Here is a 21,036-nt window from a genome sequence, read left to right on the forward strand (position 1 = left end):
AATTACACTAGAGGAGAGATAAAACAGAAAAAAGTAGGGGGTTAAGTTACAAAGACAATAAAAAAGCCGGAATAACCGGCTTGTTTATTTCGATAGGTAAAATTAACTATCTGCACGACTCATGAATTTAACTTCAGTCGTGTTGATCTTGATTTTATCGCCTGTTGAAATGTGCTCAGGTACTTGGACAATTAGGCCTGTCGTAAGTGTTGCCGGCTTTGTACGCGCACTGGCAGATGCCCCTTTAATTGATGGTGCCGTTTCTTCAATCACAAGCTCTACGCTGGAAGGTAAGTCAACCGATACAGGGCTGCCTTCAACAACCACAACAGATAGGCCTTTAGTATCTTCATTGATAAATAAAACCTGCTCTGAAATCGCTTCTTTATTGAGGTGGTAAGGGGTGTAGTCTTCCTCATCCATAAAGACATACTCTTCACCATCGATATATGAAAACATCGCAGGGCGACGCGTTAAATCAGCGAGTTTAAGCATTTCTTCTGCTTTAAACGTCTCGTCTACTTTACCATTGTTGACAACATCGTACATGCGCATACGGTATAGGCTACCACCTGCGCGACCCTGTGGTACTGAACGCTCAATATCACGTACAATCATGACGCGACCATTGTATTCAATCGCCGCATGTTTTTTTATTTCACTGGCCTTTGGCATAGTAATTCCCAAATTTATTTTGTTTTGCAGCAAACTAGCATGAAGCCGGCTCTAGGCCAAGCACCACTTGCATTTTATTGTGTTGTAAAGCACTGTTAGAGTGTATGAAAAGCAACAATATGAACAAGCCTAATCCAGTGGAGAATACGATGGACAAGTGTGTGAATGTGAAATGCCAATGTGGCAAAGTGCGCGGGGTTGTGTCATGTGGCAATCGGCTTTTTCACAATCGTGTGGTTTGTTATTGTGATGATTGCCAAGCCTTTGTGAAACACTTAGCGAAGCAAAATGTTCTTAATGAATATGGCGGTTCAGATGTGTTTCAAGTGAGCGCATCACAACTCACATTTACGCATGGGCAAGAAGAAATAGCCTGTCTTACCGTCACGCGAAAAGGTGTGCACCGATGGTTTGCAAGTTGTTGTAATAGCCCACTTGGCAATACGATGAGCGCGCGTTGGCCATTGGTTGGGCTATTACACAGTTGCATTGAAGATAATTTAGATGAGGTTGTAGGTCCGCCCTCAGGCAGTGTATTTTGTAAATTTGCAAGTGCAGCGATCCCAACAGAAATCAAAGGGCCTTGGTCACATAAGCGGGTGGTTGCCAATTTGGTATTGAAATTGGTGCTTTGGCGACTGCTGGGAAAAAACACCCCATCGCCTTTTTATCGACAAGGTGAGCCATTGGTGAAACCCTATTGCCTTGTCGATAAGAAAAGCTAGAGTTATAGTGCGTACAAGGTCGCCATTTCTTGGTAATTCAAACCAAACTGTTTTTTAAACCAACTGTTTACAAACTCATTGTCGGGTGAGATTTTGCCACAACGTAAGATGTATTCGCCATATTGTGCACCGATTAAGCCATTACAATGGGTGTCAATCCACACGCGATCTAACTGAGATTTAAAATCTTGTTGTAGTGTGGTTAGTTGCTTATCAAGTTTACTGTCTACATCTAAAAAGGTTGCTTTCATTGGCTTGATATTGAGCTGAGGGAAATCAGCCTGATGGCTTTGTGTATAGTGGGTTTGACTATCATCAACGCTAAACTCTATCTGCTGTTGACCAATGATGCCTTCATATTTTGCACTGACACTAAATTGCTCTGTGAACTCGGTAACAGGATAGCGAAATGCTTTTTTCACTTCGACGTCTAATGTATCCGAAGGGTTTGTTTTACTTTGTTTTTCTTCAACGAGTGTGAAGTGAGTATGCCTATTTACAAGCTTTGCTTTTCTTGTGTGTTCTAGGTGTGCGTCAAATTTGAGTTTGAATGTGTTTTTACCTACAGGGTTATACCAAAGGCTTTCTCGAAATATTTGCTTTAACTCTGACGAGGCGGTTTTGAGCGAATTTGACTGCCTGCTTGTTCGGTGTAAATTTACTTTGAAGTGCGGCGTAAGCTGGATATTGGAGTAACGAGTTGGGTCTTGTGTAATTATGGCCAATTCTTGCGGTAGATCCCATGCCATGCAGTACTTTTCAGTGAACTGGCGTAAGTAAAAACGTTCATTAGTCGTTTTAGTCGACATACGCGTGCACTGAGCGTGGGCTTTATTTTGCAAAGCGGCACGATAAGTACTGAATTGACTGTGCAATTGAGCATTACTGATTAAAAAAGCATATCTATGTTCAAAATAGCGGAATTTATCAGGAAACTGAGATTGACCAAGCTGTGCAGCTCGCTGCTTTAACCAGAGAGTTGCGTAGTCGATTTCTTCCGTTTGTGTATTCGCGATTGGCCCAAATGGTTCGATTTGCCATGCTATTTGATTACGCAACAAAGATTCTAATTTAATGACTGCACCAGTTGGGTTGCCACCTAACCGTAACATTCGCACATCAATTAGGCCTTTATCTAAAATTTTGTTGCGAGCTTGCAGTAGACCTTTTTGTGCTTCAATGTCATGGGGGTCTTCTTGTAATGCTTGTTCATAATATTCTGCTGATTGCGTATACATGCCTGCTTGGAACAGATTATGTCCTTTCTCAACTAAGCTTTTACAACCACTTAGAGTGAGTATCAGCATAGATAACATCAATACATTTCTCACTTTTGCTTCCTTTTTCTCTGAATGACACGGCTTCGACTTTTCATCAACCTGACTTTTATATATGGATTACAATTATAGGTCGAATGTTAACCTAGCATTATATATTAAATATTAATGTGTACCTAAGTCTATGACTGTCGAAAAAAGTTAGCGTAAAGATAGGGGGGAATGAATAAAAAGAGGAGATAGAGGCTCGATTGAGCCTTTCTTAGTTTGAGGGAAGTAGCTCTGATACTGTTTTGACCACAGTTTCACTGTGGGTGTTAATGAAGAAGTGGTCGCCATTGAAAGCATACTTCTTAATTGGTAACGCAGATAGTGCTTGCCAAGCATCAACCATTGGGGGTGTTACATCGATATCGTCATGACCAAAAAATACATCAATGGGGATTGGAAGCGGTTGCTCTTTTGCCTGGTAACAATCGGCAATTTCAAAATCAGCTCGCAGCAGCGGTAAAAATAACTCCATGAGCTCCGCATTATCTAACACTTCCTTTGGCGTGCCATTGAGATCGCGCAGTTCAGTGATAAATTCAGGCTCAGGTAAATGATAGATGGGAGTTTTGTGACTTTCTAAATGTGGTGCGCGACTGCCTGACGCGATTATTTTTAAAGGCAATATCTGGTTATTTTTCTGTAATGTTAACGCGAGTTCATAGGCAACTCTACTGCCCAAACTATGACCGAAGAAGGTACAGGGCTTTTGAGTGATAAAACTACTATGTTGCATTAACTCATCGATAATCGAACTCATTTTATTGTGAGGCGTTTCCATTAACCGTGCACCGCGTCCCGGTAATTGTACCAATACCAGCTCAATGTTGTCTGGCAGCTGGTTTAGCCATGGCATAAAGATACTAGGTGATCCGCCAGCATACGGAAAGCAAAATAATCGCAGGGTTGCATGCGGGTTAGGTTTCGGAATTAAAAAGAGTTTTGTCATTGGTTATATTTTTATTATGTGTTGATGGCGCTTATCCTAGCAACTTGAGCACATTTGTATAGTGGGGCTTTTGTGATGAATTGATAATTTAAATATGACACTGAGCGGTTAGCTGATATTGGTTATCAAAAATAGCCGTATTTCGCTCAATATCGAGCATATTGATTTTGTTTATGTAAAAGTTAAGCCGATTATCGGCAATTTATACGCCGATAAGTTGTTAAAATAGTCAGGATCAGAGACAATACGCGGATATGTGTTCACAGCCGAGTGTTATCAGTGAATAGTCACACTCAGATAAGCCAAAAGTAGAGTTTTCAATGTCAAACAACAGTATCCAGCAAGAAGTATCGCTTCGCCGTACTTTTGCCATTATTTCTCACCCGGATGCGGGTAAAACCACCATTACAGAGAAAGTGCTTTTATTCGGAAAGGCGTTACAAAAAGCCGGTACGGTAAAAGGTCGTGGTTCAAACCAGCACGCAAAATCTGACTGGATGGAAATGGAAAAAGAGCGTGGTATCTCGGTAACAACCTCGGTGATGCAGTTCCCGTATAATGATGCATTGGTAAACCTACTAGATACTCCGGGACACGAAGATTTCTCTGAAGATACTTATCGTACGCTGACTGCCGTTGACTCATGTCTAATGGTGATCGATGCGGCAAAAGGTGTTGAGGATAGAACACGTAAATTAATGGAAGTTACTCGCTTACGTGACACGCCAATCGTGACTTTCATGAACAAACTTGACCGTGATATCCGTGACCCAATGGAAGTGATGGACGAAGTTGAAACAGAACTGAACATCATGTGTGCGCCTATCACTTGGCCAATCGGCTGCGGTAAGGAATTTAAAGGCGTTTACCACATTCATCGTGATGAAACGATTTTATACGCAACGGGTCAAGGCCATACTATCCAGGAAAAGCGCATCATTAAGGGCTTAGACAACCCAGATCTAGATGCCGAAATCGGTGATGAGTTAGCCGAACAGCTTCGCGAAGAGCTAGAGCTGGTGATCGGTGCATCCAATGAGTTTGACCATGAGTTATTTTTATCGGGTGAGCTAACACCCGTTTACTTTGGTACTGCATTAGGTAACTTTGGTGTTGACCATATGCTTGACGGTTTAACAGAGTGGGCGCCTACGCCAATGCCACGTCAAACGGAAGAGCGTGAAGTCAAAGCGGAAGAAGAAAAGTTCTCAGGCTTTGTATTCAAAATTCAAGCGAATATGGACCCTAAACACCGTGACCGTATTGCCTTTATGCGTATTGTTTCGGGTAAATATACGCAAGGCATGAAGATGGATCATGTGCGTATTGGCAAAAAAGTCAGTATCTCCGACGCGGTAACCTTTATGGCGGGCGACCGTGAGCGTGCTCAAGAGGCATACGCTGGTGACATCATTGGCTTGCATAACCACGGTACAATCCAAATCGGCGATACCTTCACACAAGGTGAAAAGCTGAAATTCAGCGGTATACCAAATTTCGCGCCAGAATTATTCCGTAGCATTCGTTTAAAAGATCCGCTTAAGCAAAAGCAGCTGCTAAAAGGCTTAGTACAGCTGTCAGAAGAAGGTGCGGTACAGGTATTTAGACCACTACAAAATAACAGCTTAATCGTTGGTGCGGTCGGTGTGCTTCAGTTTGATGTGGTTGTAGCGCGCCTCAAAGCTGAATATAACGTAGATGCAATTTACGAAAGTGTAGCGGTACAAACAGCCCGTTGGGTGACGTGTGACGACGATAAGAAGATGGCTGAGTTTAAACGCAAGTGCGAAGCAAACTTGGCCCTTGATGGTGGTGATAACTTAACTTACATTGCACCTAGCCGTGTAAATTTAAACTTATCAATGGAACGCTATCCTGATGTTAAGTTCCACCATACACGTGAACACTAATAAGCGCTTAAATTGAATTTAACCTTGCTGGTTTGATGGCTGGCAAGGATCACAGGATAACAAATGAATATCAAAACTCTATTAATTGAAAAAGCCAATGCAGCGATGCAAGCTGCGGGCATTCCAGAAGGCACAAACCCAGCGGTTACACAATCTACTCGCCCGCAATTTGGTGATTACCAAATCAATGGTGCAATGGGTGCCGCAAAAGCATTAAAAACGAATCCGCGTGAAGTTGCACAGAAGATCATTGATAACTTAGATATCGACGATGTTGCTGCAAAAACTGAAATCGCAGGCCCAGGCTTTATCAATATTCATCTAAAACCTGAGTTCTTAGCATCTAGCTTAGAATCAGCTAACCAAGATGCAAAACTTGGTGTAGCAGAACACACAACGCCACATAAAGTTGTTGTGGATTATTCATCGCCAAACCTTGCAAAAGAAATGCACGTTGGTCATCTGCGTTCGACCATCATTGGTGATGCCGTTGTGCGTGCCCTTGAATTCCGTGGTGATAAAGTTATCCGTCAAAATCACATGGGTGACTGGGGTACTCAGTTTGGTATGTTGATCGCACACCTTGAAGATTTACTTGAGCAAGGTATTGATCTTGAGGCGGTAGCGCTGGCTGATTTAGAAAGCTTTTACCGTGATGCGAAAAAACGCTTTGATGATGAAGAAGGTTTTGCGGATAAAGCCCGTGACTATGTTGTAAAATTACAAGGTGGCGATGCGCACTGTGAAAAATTGTGGCATTTATTCATCGATACATCAGTAAAACACTCTGAAGAAGTCTACCAAAAGCTGAACGTAACCCTTGGTCGTGAAGACATCAAAGCAGAGAGTGCATATAACGCGCGTCTTAATGGTGTGATCGAACTGCTCAAAGAAAAAGGCATTGCGGTAGAAGACCAAGGTGCACAAGTGGTCTTCCTTGATGAATTAGCGAATAAAGATGGTGAGCCATCAGTATTCATCGTACAAAAATCAGGTGGTGGTTTCTTATACTCTACAACAGATTTAGCGGCGTGTGATTACCGTTCAAATGAACTTGATGTTGACCGTATCTTGATTTTTGTGGATGCACGTCAGGGTCTTCACTTCAATCAAGTTGAGATCACAGCGCGTAAAGCAGGTTTATTAAAAGAAAAAACCAGCTATGAGCCAAGCTTATTTGGTACCATGATGGGTGATGATGGTAAGCCATTTAAAACTCGTACAGGTGGTACGATTAAGCTTGCAGATTTGTTGGATGAAGCGGTTGGCCGAGCGTCGGATAAACTGGCTGAGCGTGCTTCTGAACTGTCAGAGGAAGCACGTGCGGAGATCGCCCGTAAAGTGGGTATTGGCGCGGTTAAATATGCCGATTTATCAAAGCATCGCACCAGTGATTACATCTTCAACTGGGATACGATGTTGAGCTTTGAAGGCGCAACAGCACCATATCTTCAATATGCATATACGCGTGTTAAGAGTATCTTCCGTAAAGCAAATGTGGATAGTGCAACCTTGGCTGGTAATATCGCTATCACAGAGCCGCAAGAAAAAGCGCTTGCGCTTAAGCTGCTGCAGTTGGAAGAAGTGCTTGATCTAATGATCAATGAAGCGACGCCACACGTATTATGTGGTTACTTATATGAGCTTGCGAGTTTATATATGTCTTTCTACGAGGCGTGCCCTATTTTGAAAGACGATGTCACAGAACAAGCAAGAGAAAGTCGCTTGATGCTATGTAATTTAGTGGCTAAAACACTACACACAGGTCTAGATTTGTTAGGCATTGAAGTGATGGAGCAAATGTAAGCTTTATCTATGTGTGATGTTAAAAAAGCCGCCACTCTAGGCGGCTTTTTGTTTATGTAATACTTCCTTTGAGCACAAAGAGAAGTCGTTGAAATATGCTAAGGAATCGCCAAGATGAAATTAGATGATATCCGCAGAGAATATGTGCAAGGTGGGTTGCGCCGAGAAACTTTGCAAGATGACCCTATTGAGCAATTTGAGATTTGGTTGAAGCAAGCGGTTGACGCTAAGTTCAGTGCAGATCCAACAGCCATGGTGGTTGCGACTGTTGATAAAGATGGTCAGCCTTCACAGCGCATCGTATTACTCAAAAATCTAGATAAAAATGGCTTCGTATTTTTTACTAATACGGGCTCAAAAAAAGCACAAGATTTGTCTGAGAATAATAAAATCTCTCTACATTTCCCTTGGCATGCAATTGAGCGACAAGTGATTGTTTATGGTGAAGCTAAGCCTTTGAGCACTGCAGCTGTGGCAAAGTACTTTTTATCTCGCCCAAAAGAGAGCCAGCTAGCTGCTTGGGCTTCTCAGCAGTCGCGTCCAGTGTCATCAAGGCAGGCATTGATGCAAACATTTGAAGGGATGAAAAGTAAGTTTGCTAAAGGTGATATTCCCCTACCTGATTTTTGGGGCGGATACTGTGTTGTACCACATAAAATAGAGTTTTGGCAAGGTGGAGAGCATCGCCTTCATGATCGCTTTATGTATGTGAAGCAATCAAATGGTAGCTGGTCTATTGAGCGTTTAAATCCGTAAATGCGCTTTATAGACAGTCATTGTCACTTGGACTTTGACGAACTTGCCGATAACTTAACGGAATATATGTCAGATGCGAAAGCGTCTGGCATTGAGCGGTTTGTGGTGCCTGGTATATCACTTGCACAAAGTGAAAGTTTACTGGCGTTTCAACAGCAGCACCCAAGTTGCCATATTGCATTTGGCTTACATCCGTACTTTTTGACTGAGCGAAGTGTAGAAGACATGCCACATTTGGCTGCTTTGGCAGCGCAACAGAAAGTAAAGCTGGTCGCCATTGGCGAGTGTGGCATCGATAGTCATTGCGATAATTTAGCACTGCAACAAGTCTTATTTAAAGAGCATATTAAGCTGGCTAATCAATTAGGCTTGCCGCTCATTGTTCATCATCGCCAAAGTCACCACTTAATTGCACAAGCGTTTAAGCAAGTGATCCCTCAATTTGGTGGTGTGATCCATGCATTTTCTGGCTCACAGCAGCAAGCTGAGTATTATATAAAGCTAGGATTTAAACTGGGTATTGGTGGCACGATAACTTATGCACGTGCGAGAAAGACCCGTGATGTCGTTAGTTGTTTGCCATTATGCCATTTTGTATTAGAAACCGATGCGCCATCAATGCCGGTTTGTGGGTTTCAAGGACAGATAAATGTGCCAGTGCGTTTGGTGGATATTTTTGAACAGGTATGTCAGCTGCGTACTGAACCACCAGAAGTCATTGCGCGAGCTCTATATAAATCGTCCAGAGAGCTTTTTTCGCTTTGACGTCTGCAAGTTTACTCTAGCCTTCACTGCATTGAGTGAGTTTTGCTAGCGTGCCATCATTCGTTAATATCTTTTTCGGTCTTATCCTCTTGTGCACTTTTGTTAATGTGCTTTTTGACATCACGTCGCGTCAATGCTCTGCCTATTTGCCACGTAAACACCCCGACAATAATGAGCATGAGTAGCACGATACGGCCAAGCTGGTGAAAGTGCTTGTGGCTTTCATTCATTGCGGCGTCAGTCAGGTATTCAATACTGACAAAGCCAATTGTACGTTCGTTATCGACAATGGTACTGACAATGGCATCTTTACTCGGGTTGATCCCAGCAAGTCCATCAGGCAAGCCCGCAATCACGGGTGATTGAGTGATACCATCATTGCCAATGACGAATTCTCCCTTGTGATTATAAACCGCCACAGACAAGACGAACTCATCACTTGCGAGATGATTACTGAGCGTTCTGAGTCTGGGCGTATCCATCTTCGTCAGTGGTTCAATCGCATTTAATGCAAACTGATTGATTAAGCTTTGTCCAGTATGGTTGGCATTGGTATGAAGTAACTGGTGAGAGCGAAAACTGGTATTGGTCGCAATCCATAACAGCGCAATCAAACAGCCTGCTGCGATAATAAGTCTCAGTAATCGTTTACTTTTTGATGACTGTAAAAAGGTGTTCGCTTGTGTATTTTTCATAGTTACAGCTTGTTGGCTGACTTTATTTTCATTAGATGTTAAAAAGAGCCTATATCATTATTAGGAGTGCTCAATGCCAATGCTAAATATGCCAAGTCTCGACCAACTTGATGTCCGCCCTGTTGAAAATCAACTTACCTTATCAAAGTGGTATGAATTTGAAAATGCCCAATCTGTGAAAGAGGGGGGATTAGAAGAGGGCGCAGCACACTGTATCGTGTTATTTGGTACGACTATTACTGGGTCAATTTTACTTGAGTTTTTAAACGCATTGGCATTGGTAAACATCGTGCCTACACAGGTATGTGCGTACCAAGCACATGAGGATTTACCCGCCGGTGTCGCCATCATGGCATGTTTTCCCTCTGCTGAGTTGCCTAAATCAGACATTCGTCAAGCGGCTAGCAAACTTGGTTGTCAGGGGGCGATCTTACCTTGTTTGCCTCAGCTACATACTCCAGGTTTACTGGTCATGGATATGGACTCAACAGTGATTGAGATAGAGTGCATTGATGAGATTGCGCGTTTGGCCGACGTATATGATGAAGTCGCTTCAGTCACCGCAGAGGCCATGGCTGGTAAATTGGCATTCAGTGACAGTCTGCACAAGCGAGTAGCGAAGTTACAGGGGATTGAATTGAGCTTAATCTCACCGCTTAAAGAAGATCTACCTTTAATGTTGGGTATTAAGCAGTTGTGTGAGGTGCTAAAGGCACATCAATGGCGATTAGCAATCGCATCGGGGGGATTTACTTGGTTTGCAGAGGCGTTGCAACCTAGATTGGGTCTAGACCATGCATATGCCAACACGCTAGAAATCGATGGGCAGCGTCTAACTGGCCGTGTCATCGGAGAGATTGTGGATGCTGAGAAAAAAGCTGAGGTGTTAAATGCCTTACGTGAGCGCTATGAAGTGAGTGCAGGGCAGACACTCGCGATTGGTGACGGTGCGAACGACCTTGTCATGATGGCTGCTGCGGATCTAGGGGTGGCGATCCATGGCAAGCCCAAAGTAGTAGAGCAGGCCGATGCTGCAATTTGTGAAGGTTCATTATTACAATTCCTGTATTTTCTGACAGTACCATTACCTTAACTTCTTAGTTCATAATCGAACGGGTTAGTCTGTACCTAAAATGCACACTAATCACGAACATATAATGATAACAAGCGAAGAAGAGGAAATTAGAGATGAGCACAAGTTAACCCTGTGAGAAGTTGTCCACCCTGACGTTGATTTTAGGACAGCTTCTCCTCCTCTTTTATTATCCATTCGATAAAACACTATGTTTCTTCATACTATTTAAATTTGCCAATTGGTTTTAATTTGTATTTCGCCCCCTCTGGTCTGACCATTTTTATTTTTCTTTGCAATCATTTTTAATTGTATAAAGTTTAATCTGAATGGATGTCAAAAAAAGGATATTAAAAGCGATTAAAAGGTGTAATTTTGACAGCCGAGCTTGATTTTGATAACTTATTGTCCAAATTTGGTATGACCAATTTACCTACCTGGTCACAATATACTAAATGATTAAGTAAATATTGCTAAGTTTTAAAGACTTACGATGTAACGTAGGGACTTCTTACTTAGTTGGTGGATATAACCCAAACTGGCGTGTTATCAATGTCTTTGAAGATTAAAGCTGCGAAACTCTCGGATGTGATTTTAGAGCAATTGGAAAACATGATTTTAGAAGGATCATTGCTTCCTGGTGAAAAGCTTCCTCCCGAAAGAGAACTTGCTAAGCAGTTTGAAGTATCCCGCCCGTCGTTAAGAGAGGCGATTCAAAAACTCGAAGCCAAAGGGTTAGTGACGCGTCGCCAAGGTGGCGGTACGTACGTTAAAAATCAACTAGAAGAAGGATTAACTGATCCACTTTTTGACTTGATCAGTAAACACCCTGAGTCTCAGTTTGACTTACTTGAATTCCGTCATGCCTTAGAAGGTATCGCTGCTTATTATGCTGCGCTTCGAGGCACAGACAATGACATGGATAAAGTAAAGCAGAGCTATGACAATATCGCTGAGGTGGGGGATGATTTAGCCCTAAAAGCCAAAGCAATCAATGCGTTTCATTTCACTGTAGCAGAAGCGTCACATAATGTGGTGTTACTGCACCTAGTGAGAGGAATGCAAACGTTACTTGAGCAAAATGTATTGCAGAATTTAACCGTGTTGGTGCAAAAGTCAGATGTGAGCGAACAGCTTGCACAGCACCGAGCGGTATTGATGGATGCCGTGATCCAAGGGGATCCGGAAAAGGCGAGGCTTGCGAGTAACGCGCACCTGGCCTTCATCGAAGAAGCATTACTTGAAGCGGGTAGAGAACGCTCTCGTATTGAGCGGAGTCTACGTCGCACTAAGCAGCAATAAGTTAGGTAAATTCGGTCTTTTAAGCAAAATCGAGCAATTATGCTTGATTGCGTCATTGACGCATTGAATAAATTTGCATTTAAAACATAAGGAACACTCCATATGTCTGAAGTCAATAAGTTTGACGTTGACGCGTTAGAAACCCAAGAGTGGTTACAAGCGCTTGAGTCAGTTGTGAAAGAAGAAGGCGTAGAACGCGCGCAATTCTTACTTGAGCAAGTGCTAGAGCAAGCCCGCCTAGATGGCGTGGACATGCCTACAGGTATTACTACAAACTATGTAAATACCATTCCGGCAGGCCAAGAACCAGCATATCCTGGTGATACCACGATTGAACGCCGTATCCGCTCTATCGTACGTTGGAATGCGATCATGATCGTACTTCGTGCGTCTAAAAAAGACCTAGAGTTAGGCGGCCACATGGCGTCTTACCAGTCTTCAGCAGCATTTTATGAAATGTGTTTCAACCACTTCTTCCGTGCGCCAAACGAGAAGGACGGTGGTGATTTAGTCTATTACCAAGGTCATATTTCACCGGGTATCTACGCACGTGCGTTCCTTGAAGGTCGTTTAACTGAAGAGCAGTTAGATAACTTCCGTCAAGAAGTAGACGGTAAAGGTATCTCTTCATACCCTCACCCTAAATTGATGCCTGAGTTCTGGCAATTCCCAACAGTATCTATGGGTCTTGGTCCAATCGCATCAATCTATCAAGCACGTTTCCTTAAGTACCTAGAAGGTCGTGGTCTTAAAGAGACTAACGAGCAGCGCGTATATGCGTTCCTAGGTGATGGTGAGATGGATGAGCCAGAATCACGTGGTGCAATCTCATTTGCAGCGCGTGAGAAGCTAGATAACCTATGTTACCTGATCAACTGTAACCTACAGCGTCTTGACGGCCCAGTAATGGGTAACGGTAAGATCATTCAAGAACTTGAAGGCCTATTTAAAGGTGCTGGTTGGAACGTAATCAAAGTTGTTTGGGGTTCAGGTTGGGATACGCTACTAGCGAAAGACACAACTGGTAAGCTTCTTCAGCTAATGAACGAAACAATCGATGGTGACTACCAGACATACAAAGCGAAAGATGGCGCGTATGTACGTGAGCACTTCTTTGGTCGTTACCCAGAGACAGCAGCACTGGTTGCTGATATGACGGATGATGAAATCTTCGCACTTAAGCGTGGTGGTCATGATACATCTAAACTATACGCAGCTTATAAAGCGGCGCAAGACGAGAAAGGTCGTCCAACAGTTATCCTAGCTAAGACTGTAAAAGGTTATGGCATGGGTGAAGCTGCGGAAGGTAAAAACATTGCACACCAAGTTAAGAAAATGGACATGTCTAGCGTTGAGCACTTGCGCTCACGCCTAGGTCTAGAAGATCTAGTTTCTGACGAAGAAATTGCAAACTTACCGTACCTAACGCTTAAAGAAGGCTCTGCAGAGTACGAATACCTGCACGCACGCCGTAAAGCGCTACACGGTTACACACCACAGCGTCTACCTAACTTCACACAAGCACTTGAGCTACCAAAATTGGAGCAGTTCAAGCCGCTACTTGAAGAGCAAAAGCGTGATATCTCAACCACAATGGGTTACGTACGTGCACTAAACATCTTGTTAAAAGACAAGGGTGTTGGCAAAAACATCGTACCAATCATTGCGGATGAAGCGCGTACTTTCGGTATGGAAGGTCTATTCCGTCAAATCGGTATCTATAACCCACATGGTCAGAACTATACGCCTCAAGACCGCGACATCGTTTCTTACTACAAAGAAGCAACATCAGGTCAGGTACTTCAAGAAGGTATCAACGAGCTAGGTGCAATGTCTTCATGGGTTGCTGCTGCAACGTCATACAGCACAAATGACCTGCCGATGATCCCATTCTATATCTACTACTCTATGTTCGGCTTCCAACGTGTTGGCGACATGGCGTGGATGGCGGGTGACCAACAAGCACGTGGTTTCCTATTAGGTGCTACAGCAGGTCGTACAACGCTAAACGGTGAAGGTCTACAGCACGAAGATGGTCACTCGCACATTCAAGCGGGTACGATCCCTAACTGTATTTCTTACGACCCAACGTTCGTATTTGAAGTAGCGGTTATCTTGCAAGATGGTATCCGTCGTATGTACGGTCCAGAGCAAGAAAACGTGTTCTACTACCTAACGCTGATGAACGAAAACTATCACCAGCCAGCAATGCCTGAAGGCGCTGAAGAAGGTATCCGTAAAGGTATCTATAAGCTTGAGTCAAACGCAGGTGAGAAAGCACACGTACAACTTATGGGTTCAGGCACAATCTTGAACGAAGTACGTAAAGCGGGTGCAATCCTAAGCGAAGAGTACGGCATTGGTTCAGATGTATTCTCTGTGACGTCATTCAACGAGCTTGCTCGTGACGGTCAAGACGCTGAACGTTTCAACATGCTTAACCCAGAAGCAGATGCAAAAGTACCTTATATCTCAACTGTACTGGGTGAGTCTCCAGCGATTGCAGCGACTGACTACATGAAGAACTATGCAGATCAAGTACGCGCATTCATGCCAAGCAGCTCTTACAAGGTACTAGGTACTGACGGTTACGGTCGTTCAGACAGCCGTGAAAACCTACGTCGTCACTTCGAAGTGAACGCAGGTTATGTGGTTGTTGCTGCACTTAACGAACTTGCTCAACAGGGCAAGGTTGAAAAATCAGTTGTTGCTGACGCTATCAAGAAATTTGATATCGACACAACAAAAGCTAACCCACTTTACGCATAAGAGGCAAAAACATGTCAATTGAAATTCATGTTCCAGATATTGGTGCCGATGAGGTTGAAGTAACCGAGCTCCTAGTAAGCGTAGGTGACACGGTTGAAGTGGATCAGTCATTGATCACAGTTGAAGGCGATAAGGCTTCAATGGAAGTACCAGCAGCCGCTGCGGGTACTGTTAAAGAAATCAAAGTTGTTGAAGGTGATAAAGTTTCAACAGGTTCTTTGATTATGATTTTTGACGCAGCCGGTGCAGAAGCACCTGCTGCGGCAGAAGCGCCAGCGGCTCCTGCTGCAGCGCCAGCACCTGCGGCACCTGCTGCGGCAGAGCTTAAAGAAGTACATGTACCAGATATCGGTGGCGACGAAGTTGAAGTGACTGAGATCATGGTTGCTGTGGGCGACGCAGTTGAAGCTGACCAGTCAATCTTAAACGTAGAAGGCGATAAGGCTTCTATGGAAGTACCAGCACCATTTGCAGGTACTGTGAAAGAAATCAAAGTGGAAGTTGGCGGTAAAGTGTCAACAGGCTCTTTGGTATTCGTATTTGAAGTTGCAGGCAGTGCGCCAGCAGCGGCACCTGTTGAAGCAGCACCTGCGCCAGCGGCGGCACCAGCTGCGGTAGCAGAAGCGAAAGAAGTACATGTACCAGATATCGGCGGTGATGAAGTTGAAGTGACTGAAATCATGGTATCAGTTGGTGATTCAATCGAAGAAGAGCAATCTCTTATCACTGTAGAAGGCGATAAGGCTTCTATGGAAGTACCAGCACCATTTTCAGGTACTGTTAAAGAGATCAAAGTAAATGCTGGCGATAAAGTATCGACAGGCTCTTTAATCTTCGTATTTGAAACAGCAGGCAGTGCACCAGCGGCAGCAGCACCTGTAGCAGCGCCAGCACCAACCGCAGCGCCAACATCGGCTCCTGCGGCAAAACCTGCTCCGGCAGCAGCCCCTGCATCTGCACAAAAAGATGAATTTGTTGCGAACGATCAGTACGCACACGCATCACCAGTTGTGCGTCGTCTAGCACGTGAGTTTGGTGTAAACCTTGCGCGCGTTAAAGCTACCGGTCGTAAGAACCGTGTTGTTAAAGAAGACGTTCAGAACTATGTGAAAGAGCTAGTGAAGCAAGTTGAATCAGGTCAGCTATCTAAAGGTGGCAACACCGGTGGTGGCGAGCTTGGTCTAATTCCTTGGCCGAAAGTAGACTTCAGCAAGTTTGGTGAAGTTGAAGAGAAGAAGCTATCTCGTATTCAAAAGATCTCTGGTGCAAACCTACACCGTAACTGGGTACAAATCCCGCATGTTACACAGTTTGACGAAGCAGATATCACGACACTAGAAGCGTTCCGTAAAGAGCAAAATGTGCTGGCTGAGAAGAAGAAAATGGGTGTGAAAATCACGCCATTGGTCTTCGTAATGAAAGCCGCTGCAAAAGCACTTGAAGAGTTCCCAACGTTTAACTCTTCACTATCAGAAGACGGTGAGAGCCTAATTCTGAAGAAATACGTGAACATCGGTGTGGCGGTTGATACGCCAAATGGCTTGGTTGTTCCTGTATTCAAAGACGTGAACAAAAAAGGCATCATCGAGCTTTCTCGTGAACTGATGGAAGTGTCTAAGAAAGCACGTGACGGTAAGCTGACTGCTGCTGACATGCAAGGCGGTTGTTTCACAATCTCGAGCCTTGGTGGTATCGGTGGTACGTCATTCACGCCAATCGTGAATGCGCCAGAAGTGGCTATCTTAGGTGTATCTAAGTCTGAGATGAAGCCGAAATGGAATGGTAAAGAGTTTGAGCCGCGCTTAATGGTGCCGCTAAGCTGTTCATACGACCACCGTGTAATTGACGGGGCGCTTGCAGCACGCTTTACTGTGACACTTGCAAACTACCTGAGCGATATTCGTCAGCTAGTGATGTAAGATGAATCAAAACCGCCCAGCCTAAGTTGTGCGGTTTTGTTGTATTTTTAGTGTCCTGTCTGATAATTGGACGGGACATTAGTGAGTGCGAATGATACACTTTCGCGCACAAAAAACTCTCTCTGTTGGATTTGCCCTAATTTGGCGACCGGCAGGCAAATTGGGTGCGGATACTCAGTTGAGTAGAGTCCCGTTCGAATAATAGTTAAGGTAATAACATGAGCAACGAAATCAAAACTCAAGTTGTTGTACTAGGCGGTGGTCCTGGTGGTTACTCTGCAGCATTCCGTGCAGCAGACCTAGGTTTAGATGTTACATTGATTGAATCTCGCGATACCCTAGGTGGTGTTTGCTTGAACGTAGGTTGTATTCCTTCAAAAGCACTTCTTCACGTCGCTAAGGTTATCGACGATGCAGCTGAAATGGCTTCTCACGGTGTAACTTTCGGTGCTCCACAAATCGATTTAGATAAAATCCGTACTTGGAAAGAGTCTGTAATCGGTCAACTTACTGGCGGCCTAGCTGGTATGTCTAAAATGCGTAAAGTTAACGTAGTTAACGGTTACGGTAAATTCACAGGGTCTAACACTATCGCAGTTGAAGGCGCTGACGGCACTAAGACAGTGACGTTTGATAACGCAATCATCGCAGCAGGTTCACAACCAGTAAGCCTTCCGTTCATCCCACAAGATGAGCGCATCATTGATTCAACTGGTGCACTTGAGCTTAAAGACGTGCCTGGCAAACTACTTGTACTAGGTGGTGGTATCATCGGTCTTGAGATGGGTACTGTTTACCGTGCGCTAGGTTCAGACATCGACGTTGTTGAGTTTGCTGATCAGCTAGTACCTGCTGCTGACAAAGACATCATCAAGGTTTACCAGAAGTACGTTAAGAACAAGTTCAACGTAATGCTTTCTACGAAAGTTGTTGCTGTTGAAGCGAAAGAAGACGGTATCTACGTTTCATTCGAAGGTAAGCAAGCACCTGAAGGCCAAGTACGTTACGACAAAGTATTGGTTGCTGTTGGTCGTACACCAAACGGTAAGCTACTTGACGCTGACAAAGCTGGCGTTGCTGTTGATGAGCGTGGCTTCATCAACACAGACAAGCAAATGAAGACAAACGTTGACCACATCTTCGCGATTGGTGATATCGTTGGTCAGCCTATGCTTGCGCACAAAGCGGTACATGAAGCGCACGTTGCTGCAGAAGTTATCTCTGGTAAGAAGCACTACTTCGATCCTAAGTGTATTCCTTCAATCGCTTACACAGATCCAGAAATTGCATGGGTTGGTGTAACTGAGAAAGAAGCGAAAGAGCAAGGTCTTAAGATTGAAACTGCGGTATTCCCGTGGGCAGCATCTGGCCGTGCAATTGCTTCAGCACGTACTGAAGGTCAAACTAAGCTTATCTTTGATAAAGAGTCAGGCCGTGTTATCGGTGGTGCAATGGTTGGTATCAACGCAGGCGAAATGCTTGGTGAGATCGGCCTAGCGGTAGAGATGGGTGCAGACGCAGAAGATGTGGCACTGACTATCCACGCTCACCCAACACTGAATGAGTCAATCGGTCTAGCTGCTGAAATTTTCGAAGGTTCAATCACTGACCTTCCAAACAAAAAAGCAGTTAAGAAGAAGTAATTCATACTTCTTTTTGAATTGAAAAAACCCGGCAATTGCCGGGTTTTTTGTTTGTTACACGGGTGTATCGTTGTGAAAAGTGAGCTCCAATCTACTTATAAGCACGCTCAGCTGCCTTTGTTCAACCACGTTCAGGCAGTCACTGCGACATTCGATTGCAGCGGATAACCTTGATACTCCTTGAGGACAGCTAAAAAGCTTTCTAGCTCGCCGGTATCACTTCCTCGGCTTTGCTCAAAGGCGATTTCGTTTTCAATTTGTGCTAAAAAGTTTCTACTGCTAGAACCTTGGAGTTCACCATCAACCAATTTAAAGGTGTCATGAGGGAGCCTGAACAGGAGTCTATCGTCTCCAGTTGCCTGTATCAGTGCATTGAGCTCATTCATGCCGATATTGCTCATATCGATGGCCTTTGTATTGATTGACTGTGGCGTTGAGTTTTGCGGCAGTGTATTGCCGTGTTGCGTTTTTGCCTTAACCTGGCTGTTCGTTGGGGTATATGCAGTATATGCACCATCAATTTTCATCCTGTATCCTTACTCAAGTGTGGTTTAGCATAAAAATAAAGCAAGATATGTGCACAGAATATTAAAAAGTTGCTTTCCTATATTTTTTCGGCAATTCAGCTTTTAATTTTTTTGGATGTGAGTCATCTTGATTATATTTTTATGGTCAAATTTCAGTTTTAATTAGCAATGAAAATGATGTGCTATGAGTATCTTTACTTTACTGTTAATTAATATTTTAAATATGGCATAAGAGTAAAGCTTGTTGGTAAAATATATTGTAGTAGTGTTGGTTGTTTTAATTATTTTTATTTTAAGGTTTTTATTAATCGATTTGGTTTTAGTTGTTTTCAAATTGAGGTTGAGGTTTTAATTGGTTTTTAAATTATATTGTTTTCTTTATATTTAAATGTTGGTTAAGGAAATAACAATTCCTAAAGCAAGTGTTATTTTTGGTTTATCCATTGCACGTGCATCGCAGTGCATTATTAATTATTCATAGGAAAGTATTTTTTATTTGTGTCAGTTTCTTTTGGATTTTAAATGGTAGCTAAATTTAAATATAGCTACCATATTTTAAACTAATTAATTTTTATTGTATATCACATTTAAGTTGACGATCAGATGGGACAACTCTGCCACTAGCACCTGCAATTTCATTAGTTTGCTCTTTATTTAGATTTTTTCTGTTAGATAACTCTTTAATGTTGTTTTTAGTTAGTTTTAGTTTCATTTGAATTTCCTTTTAAAATTAAATTTTATTTAATCATTATTATTAATGATTTTTTAAATCTACTATGTTTATTTTTTTTGATCAACTTTTTGATTTTTGTTTTTTTGATATTTTTAATCAATATATTTATTTTTCTTTTATTTTTCTGCTTTTTTTCTCATTGCTTATGCTTGTAAATAATTATATTAATAGTTGAATTCGCTTGCCGTTACTATAGTAGGATGGACTGCTTTCATAGAAGCTAGCCCACAATACTCGATATCTATATTTTAAAAATGGCTTCAATTCGTTTTAACTTCAGCTTATCCATCTCAACTTTAATTTTTGGCCCTTTTGCACCCAATGCAATAACCTCTTGTGCTTTGACGTTGTTGGCCGCTTTATATGCTTTGTTGAGTTCGATGGCCCTAACAGCGCAGGTATCATCAATCACACGTGCAGTGCTAATAAACACACTTAATCGCTCTGGGCGGCGCCAAGCATCAAGCTGATTTAATATGGTCATGACGGTGTCAGCTTGCCAAGTATCTGATTGCAATAATGGTAAGTTTGCCTGCAAATCACGTAAGCTATCAGCATAGATTTTTGGGATCTTATGATCTTGCTCTAGATTGTATTGGCTCAGATCAGCTTGATATTGCCAAAGGCTAAGTGCAGATCTTAAATAGGTATCGTTGCTTGGATCTAAGCGCGCGAGTTGATCCGCTAATGTCTTAGCGGTTTCTTGATCCCATTTGGTTTGCCAAGGTGTGACAAATGGCAGGGCATTCAGATCCGCAAGCACATTGGCAAATATGTGGATAGCACCATCTTTGAGTGATTTTTCTATCTCCATCCATACCCGCTCTTTAGTGAGCGTTTTAAGTTCACCAGCTTGAACCATGGCAGTCATTAACTGCATGGTTTCATCCGCAATGGTAAAGCCCAAGTAGTGATAGCGCGCAGCGAATCGCGCAACACGTAAGATCCTCAGTGGATCTTCGCTGAAGGCGTCGCTGACATGGCGCAAGATCTTATTGTCGAGATCTGCTTTGCCATGATAGGGATCGATCAAATTACCTTGATCATCTTGGGCAATGGCATTGACGGTCAAATCACGGCGGATCAGATCATCTTCTAGGGTAATGGTCGGTGCAAAGTCGCAAATAAAGCCCGTATAGCCTTGTCCTTGCTTGCGCTCGGTGCGTGCTAAGGCGTGCTCATCTTTACTTTCTGGGTGCAAAAACACAGGGAAGTCTTTACCAACTTGCTGATAACCAAGTTTGAGCATATCTCTGATTGTCGCACCTACTACAACATAGTCTCTTTCTAATATAGGTCTGCCGAGTAATTCATCTCTGACGGCACCACCGACCAAATACACCTTCATAGTTATCCTAATACGTCATTATTTCATGTTTCACTATGGCACTATCATCTTGAGTTTAAAATGTTTGTTCCTAAATTTGTGAAAAATTCAGTGTCGATTAAGCAAACAATGTTTTAA

17 protein-coding genes are annotated in these 21,036 nt (G+C 43.1%); 10 read left to right on the forward strand and 7 right to left on the reverse strand.

The window, feature by feature from the left end; genetic code table 11:
- Nucleotides 1–102: 102 nt before the first annotated feature.
- Nucleotides 103–675, reverse strand: coding sequence for an elongation factor P-like protein EfpL (gene efpL, locus AC2CZC_RS08850; RefSeq protein WP_039612087.1), 573 nt, complete (start codon nucleotides 673–675; stop codon nucleotides 103–105).
- A 119-nt stretch (nucleotides 676–794) separates the two neighbouring features.
- Here efpL and AC2CZC_RS08855 point away from each other — a divergent pair, with 119 nt between their 5' ends.
- Nucleotides 795–1,400, forward strand: coding sequence for a DUF6151 family protein (locus AC2CZC_RS08855; RefSeq protein WP_484584530.1), 606 nt, complete (start codon nucleotides 795–797; stop codon nucleotides 1,398–1,400).
- 2 nt (nucleotides 1,401–1,402) lie between these two features.
- Here the strand turns inward: AC2CZC_RS08855 and AC2CZC_RS08860 are convergent, their stop codons facing one another.
- Both AC2CZC_RS08860 and AC2CZC_RS08865 read right to left on the reverse strand, forming a co-directional pair.
- Nucleotides 1,403–2,731 carry a hypothetical protein gene (locus tag AC2CZC_RS08860; protein WP_484584531.1) on the reverse strand — a complete coding sequence of 443 codons (1,329 nt, stop codon included), beginning with the start codon at nucleotides 2,729–2,731 and terminating at the stop codon, nucleotides 1,403–1,405.
- Nucleotides 2,732–2,939: 208 nt separating this feature from the next.
- Nucleotides 2,940–3,674 (reverse strand): thioesterase II family protein, encoded by a 735-nt coding sequence (locus tag AC2CZC_RS08865; protein ID WP_484584532.1) that lies wholly within the window; start codon nucleotides 3,672–3,674, stop codon nucleotides 2,940–2,942.
- Between the two features lie 320 nt (nucleotides 3,675–3,994).
- Here AC2CZC_RS08865 and prfC point away from each other — a divergent pair, with 320 nt between their 5' ends.
- The 4 genes from prfC to AC2CZC_RS08885 all read left to right on the forward strand — a co-directional run bounded on the left by prfC (nucleotide 3,995) and on the right by AC2CZC_RS08885 (nucleotide 8,911).
- Complete coding sequence (gene prfC / locus AC2CZC_RS08870; RefSeq protein WP_063362491.1) at nucleotides 3,995–5,584, forward strand: peptide chain release factor 3; 1,590 nt, start codon at nucleotides 3,995–3,997, stop codon at nucleotides 5,582–5,584.
- Nucleotides 5,585–5,647: 63 nt separating this feature from the next.
- Nucleotides 5,648–7,390, forward strand: coding sequence for an arginine--tRNA ligase (gene argS / locus AC2CZC_RS08875; RefSeq protein WP_484584533.1), 1,743 nt, complete (start codon nucleotides 5,648–5,650; stop codon nucleotides 7,388–7,390).
- Nucleotides 7,391–7,504: 114 nt separating this feature from the next.
- Nucleotides 7,505–8,146, forward strand: a complete 642-nt coding sequence (pdxH, locus tag AC2CZC_RS08880) for a pyridoxamine 5'-phosphate oxidase (RefSeq protein ID WP_484584534.1) — start codon at nucleotides 7,505–7,507, stop codon at nucleotides 8,144–8,146.
- Nucleotides 8,147–8,911, forward strand: a complete 765-nt coding sequence (locus AC2CZC_RS08885; RefSeq protein ID WP_484584535.1) for a TatD family hydrolase — start codon at nucleotides 8,147–8,149, stop codon at nucleotides 8,909–8,911.
- Nucleotides 8,912–8,967: 56 nt separating this feature from the next.
- Here AC2CZC_RS08885 and AC2CZC_RS08890 read toward each other — a convergent pair whose 3' ends face one another.
- On the reverse strand, nucleotides 8,968–9,606 hold the full coding sequence (locus AC2CZC_RS08890) for an AhpA/YtjB family protein (protein ID WP_484584536.1): 639 nt from the start codon (nucleotides 9,604–9,606) through the stop codon (nucleotides 8,968–8,970).
- Between the two features lie 73 nt (nucleotides 9,607–9,679).
- Between AC2CZC_RS08890 and serB the strand changes: the two genes are divergently transcribed.
- The 5 genes from serB (at nucleotide 9,680) to lpdA (ending at nucleotide 18,311) form a co-directional block, all read left to right on the forward strand.
- The gene (serB, locus tag AC2CZC_RS08895; protein ID WP_484584537.1) at nucleotides 9,680–10,699 is read left to right on the forward strand and encodes a phosphoserine phosphatase SerB; all 1,020 of its coding nucleotides are present in this window, start codon (nucleotides 9,680–9,682) and stop codon (nucleotides 10,697–10,699) included.
- A gap of 531 nt (nucleotides 10,700–11,230) precedes the next feature.
- Nucleotides 11,231–11,980 carry a pyruvate dehydrogenase complex transcriptional repressor PdhR gene (gene pdhR, locus AC2CZC_RS08900; RefSeq protein ID WP_039612079.1) on the forward strand — a complete coding sequence of 250 codons (750 nt, stop codon included), beginning with the start codon at nucleotides 11,231–11,233 and terminating at the stop codon, nucleotides 11,978–11,980.
- A 102-nt stretch (nucleotides 11,981–12,082) separates the two neighbouring features.
- Nucleotides 12,083–14,749 carry a pyruvate dehydrogenase (acetyl-transferring), homodimeric type gene (gene aceE, locus AC2CZC_RS08905; protein WP_063362497.1) on the forward strand — a complete coding sequence of 889 codons (2,667 nt, stop codon included), beginning with the start codon at nucleotides 12,083–12,085 and terminating at the stop codon, nucleotides 14,747–14,749.
- Between the two features lie 11 nt (nucleotides 14,750–14,760).
- Nucleotides 14,761–16,668 (forward strand): pyruvate dehydrogenase complex dihydrolipoyllysine-residue acetyltransferase, encoded by a 1,908-nt coding sequence (aceF, locus tag AC2CZC_RS08910; RefSeq protein WP_484584538.1) that lies wholly within the window; start codon nucleotides 14,761–14,763, stop codon nucleotides 16,666–16,668.
- A gap of 218 nt (nucleotides 16,669–16,886) precedes the next feature.
- Nucleotides 16,887–18,311, forward strand: a complete 1,425-nt coding sequence (gene lpdA, locus AC2CZC_RS08915; protein ID WP_023400801.1) for a dihydrolipoyl dehydrogenase — start codon at nucleotides 16,887–16,889, stop codon at nucleotides 18,309–18,311.
- A gap of 131 nt (nucleotides 18,312–18,442) precedes the next feature.
- Here the strand turns inward: lpdA and AC2CZC_RS08920 are convergent, their stop codons facing one another.
- The 3 genes from AC2CZC_RS08920 to AC2CZC_RS08930 all read right to left on the reverse strand — a co-directional run bounded on the left by AC2CZC_RS08920 (nucleotide 18,443) and on the right by AC2CZC_RS08930 (nucleotide 20,919).
- Complete coding sequence (locus AC2CZC_RS08920) at nucleotides 18,443–18,838, reverse strand: hypothetical protein (protein ID WP_484584539.1); 396 nt, start codon at nucleotides 18,836–18,838, stop codon at nucleotides 18,443–18,445.
- 571 nt (nucleotides 18,839–19,409) lie between these two features.
- Nucleotides 19,410–19,550: a hypothetical protein gene (locus AC2CZC_RS08925; RefSeq protein WP_484584540.1), complete on the reverse strand. Its 141-nt coding sequence runs from the start codon at nucleotides 19,548–19,550 to the stop codon at nucleotides 19,410–19,412.
- Between the two features lie 262 nt (nucleotides 19,551–19,812).
- Nucleotides 19,813–20,919 (reverse strand): tRNA nucleotidyltransferase/poly(A) polymerase-related protein, encoded by a 1,107-nt coding sequence (locus tag AC2CZC_RS08930; RefSeq protein ID WP_484584541.1) that lies wholly within the window; start codon nucleotides 20,917–20,919, stop codon nucleotides 19,813–19,815.
- Nucleotides 20,920–21,036: the final 117 nt, after the last annotated feature.

The sequence above is a fragment of the Pseudoalteromonas sp. MMG033 genome, from assembly GCF_057197785.1.

Coding starts and splice junctions, on each gene's coding strand:
- efpL (WP_039612087.1), bottom strand. CDS start 675: ATGCCAAAGGCCAGTGAAATAAAAAAACATGCGGCGATTGAATACAAT.
- AC2CZC_RS08855 (WP_484584530.1), top strand. CDS start 795: ATGAACAAGCCTAATCCAGTGGAGAATACGATGGACAAGTGTGTGAAT.
- AC2CZC_RS08865 (WP_484584532.1), bottom strand. CDS start 3,674: ATGACAAAACTCTTTTTAATTCCGAAACCTAACCCGCATGCAACCCTG.
- prfC (WP_063362491.1), top strand. CDS start 3,995: ATGTCAAACAACAGTATCCAGCAAGAAGTATCGCTTCGCCGTACTTTT.
- argS (WP_484584533.1), top strand. CDS start 5,648: ATGAATATCAAAACTCTATTAATTGAAAAAGCCAATGCAGCGATGCAA.
- pdxH (WP_484584534.1), top strand. CDS start 7,505: ATGAAATTAGATGATATCCGCAGAGAATATGTGCAAGGTGGGTTGCGC.
- AC2CZC_RS08885 (WP_484584535.1), top strand. CDS start 8,147: ATGCGCTTTATAGACAGTCATTGTCACTTGGACTTTGACGAACTTGCC.
- AC2CZC_RS08890 (WP_484584536.1), bottom strand. CDS start 9,606: ATGAAAAATACACAAGCGAACACCTTTTTACAGTCATCAAAAAGTAAA.
- serB (WP_484584537.1), top strand. CDS start 9,680: ATGCCAATGCTAAATATGCCAAGTCTCGACCAACTTGATGTCCGCCCT.
- pdhR (WP_039612079.1), top strand. CDS start 11,231: ATGTCTTTGAAGATTAAAGCTGCGAAACTCTCGGATGTGATTTTAGAG.
- aceE (WP_063362497.1), top strand. CDS start 12,083: ATGTCTGAAGTCAATAAGTTTGACGTTGACGCGTTAGAAACCCAAGAG.
- aceF (WP_484584538.1), top strand. CDS start 14,761: ATGTCAATTGAAATTCATGTTCCAGATATTGGTGCCGATGAGGTTGAA.
- lpdA (WP_023400801.1), top strand. CDS start 16,887: ATGAGCAACGAAATCAAAACTCAAGTTGTTGTACTAGGCGGTGGTCCT.
- AC2CZC_RS08920 (WP_484584539.1), bottom strand. CDS start 18,838: ATGAAAATTGATGGTGCATATACTGCATATACCCCAACGAACAGCCAG.
- AC2CZC_RS08925 (WP_484584540.1), bottom strand. CDS start 19,550: ATGAAACTAAAACTAACTAAAAACAACATTAAAGAGTTATCTAACAGA.
- AC2CZC_RS08930 (WP_484584541.1), bottom strand. CDS start 20,919: ATGAAGGTGTATTTGGTCGGTGGTGCCGTCAGAGATGAATTACTCGGC.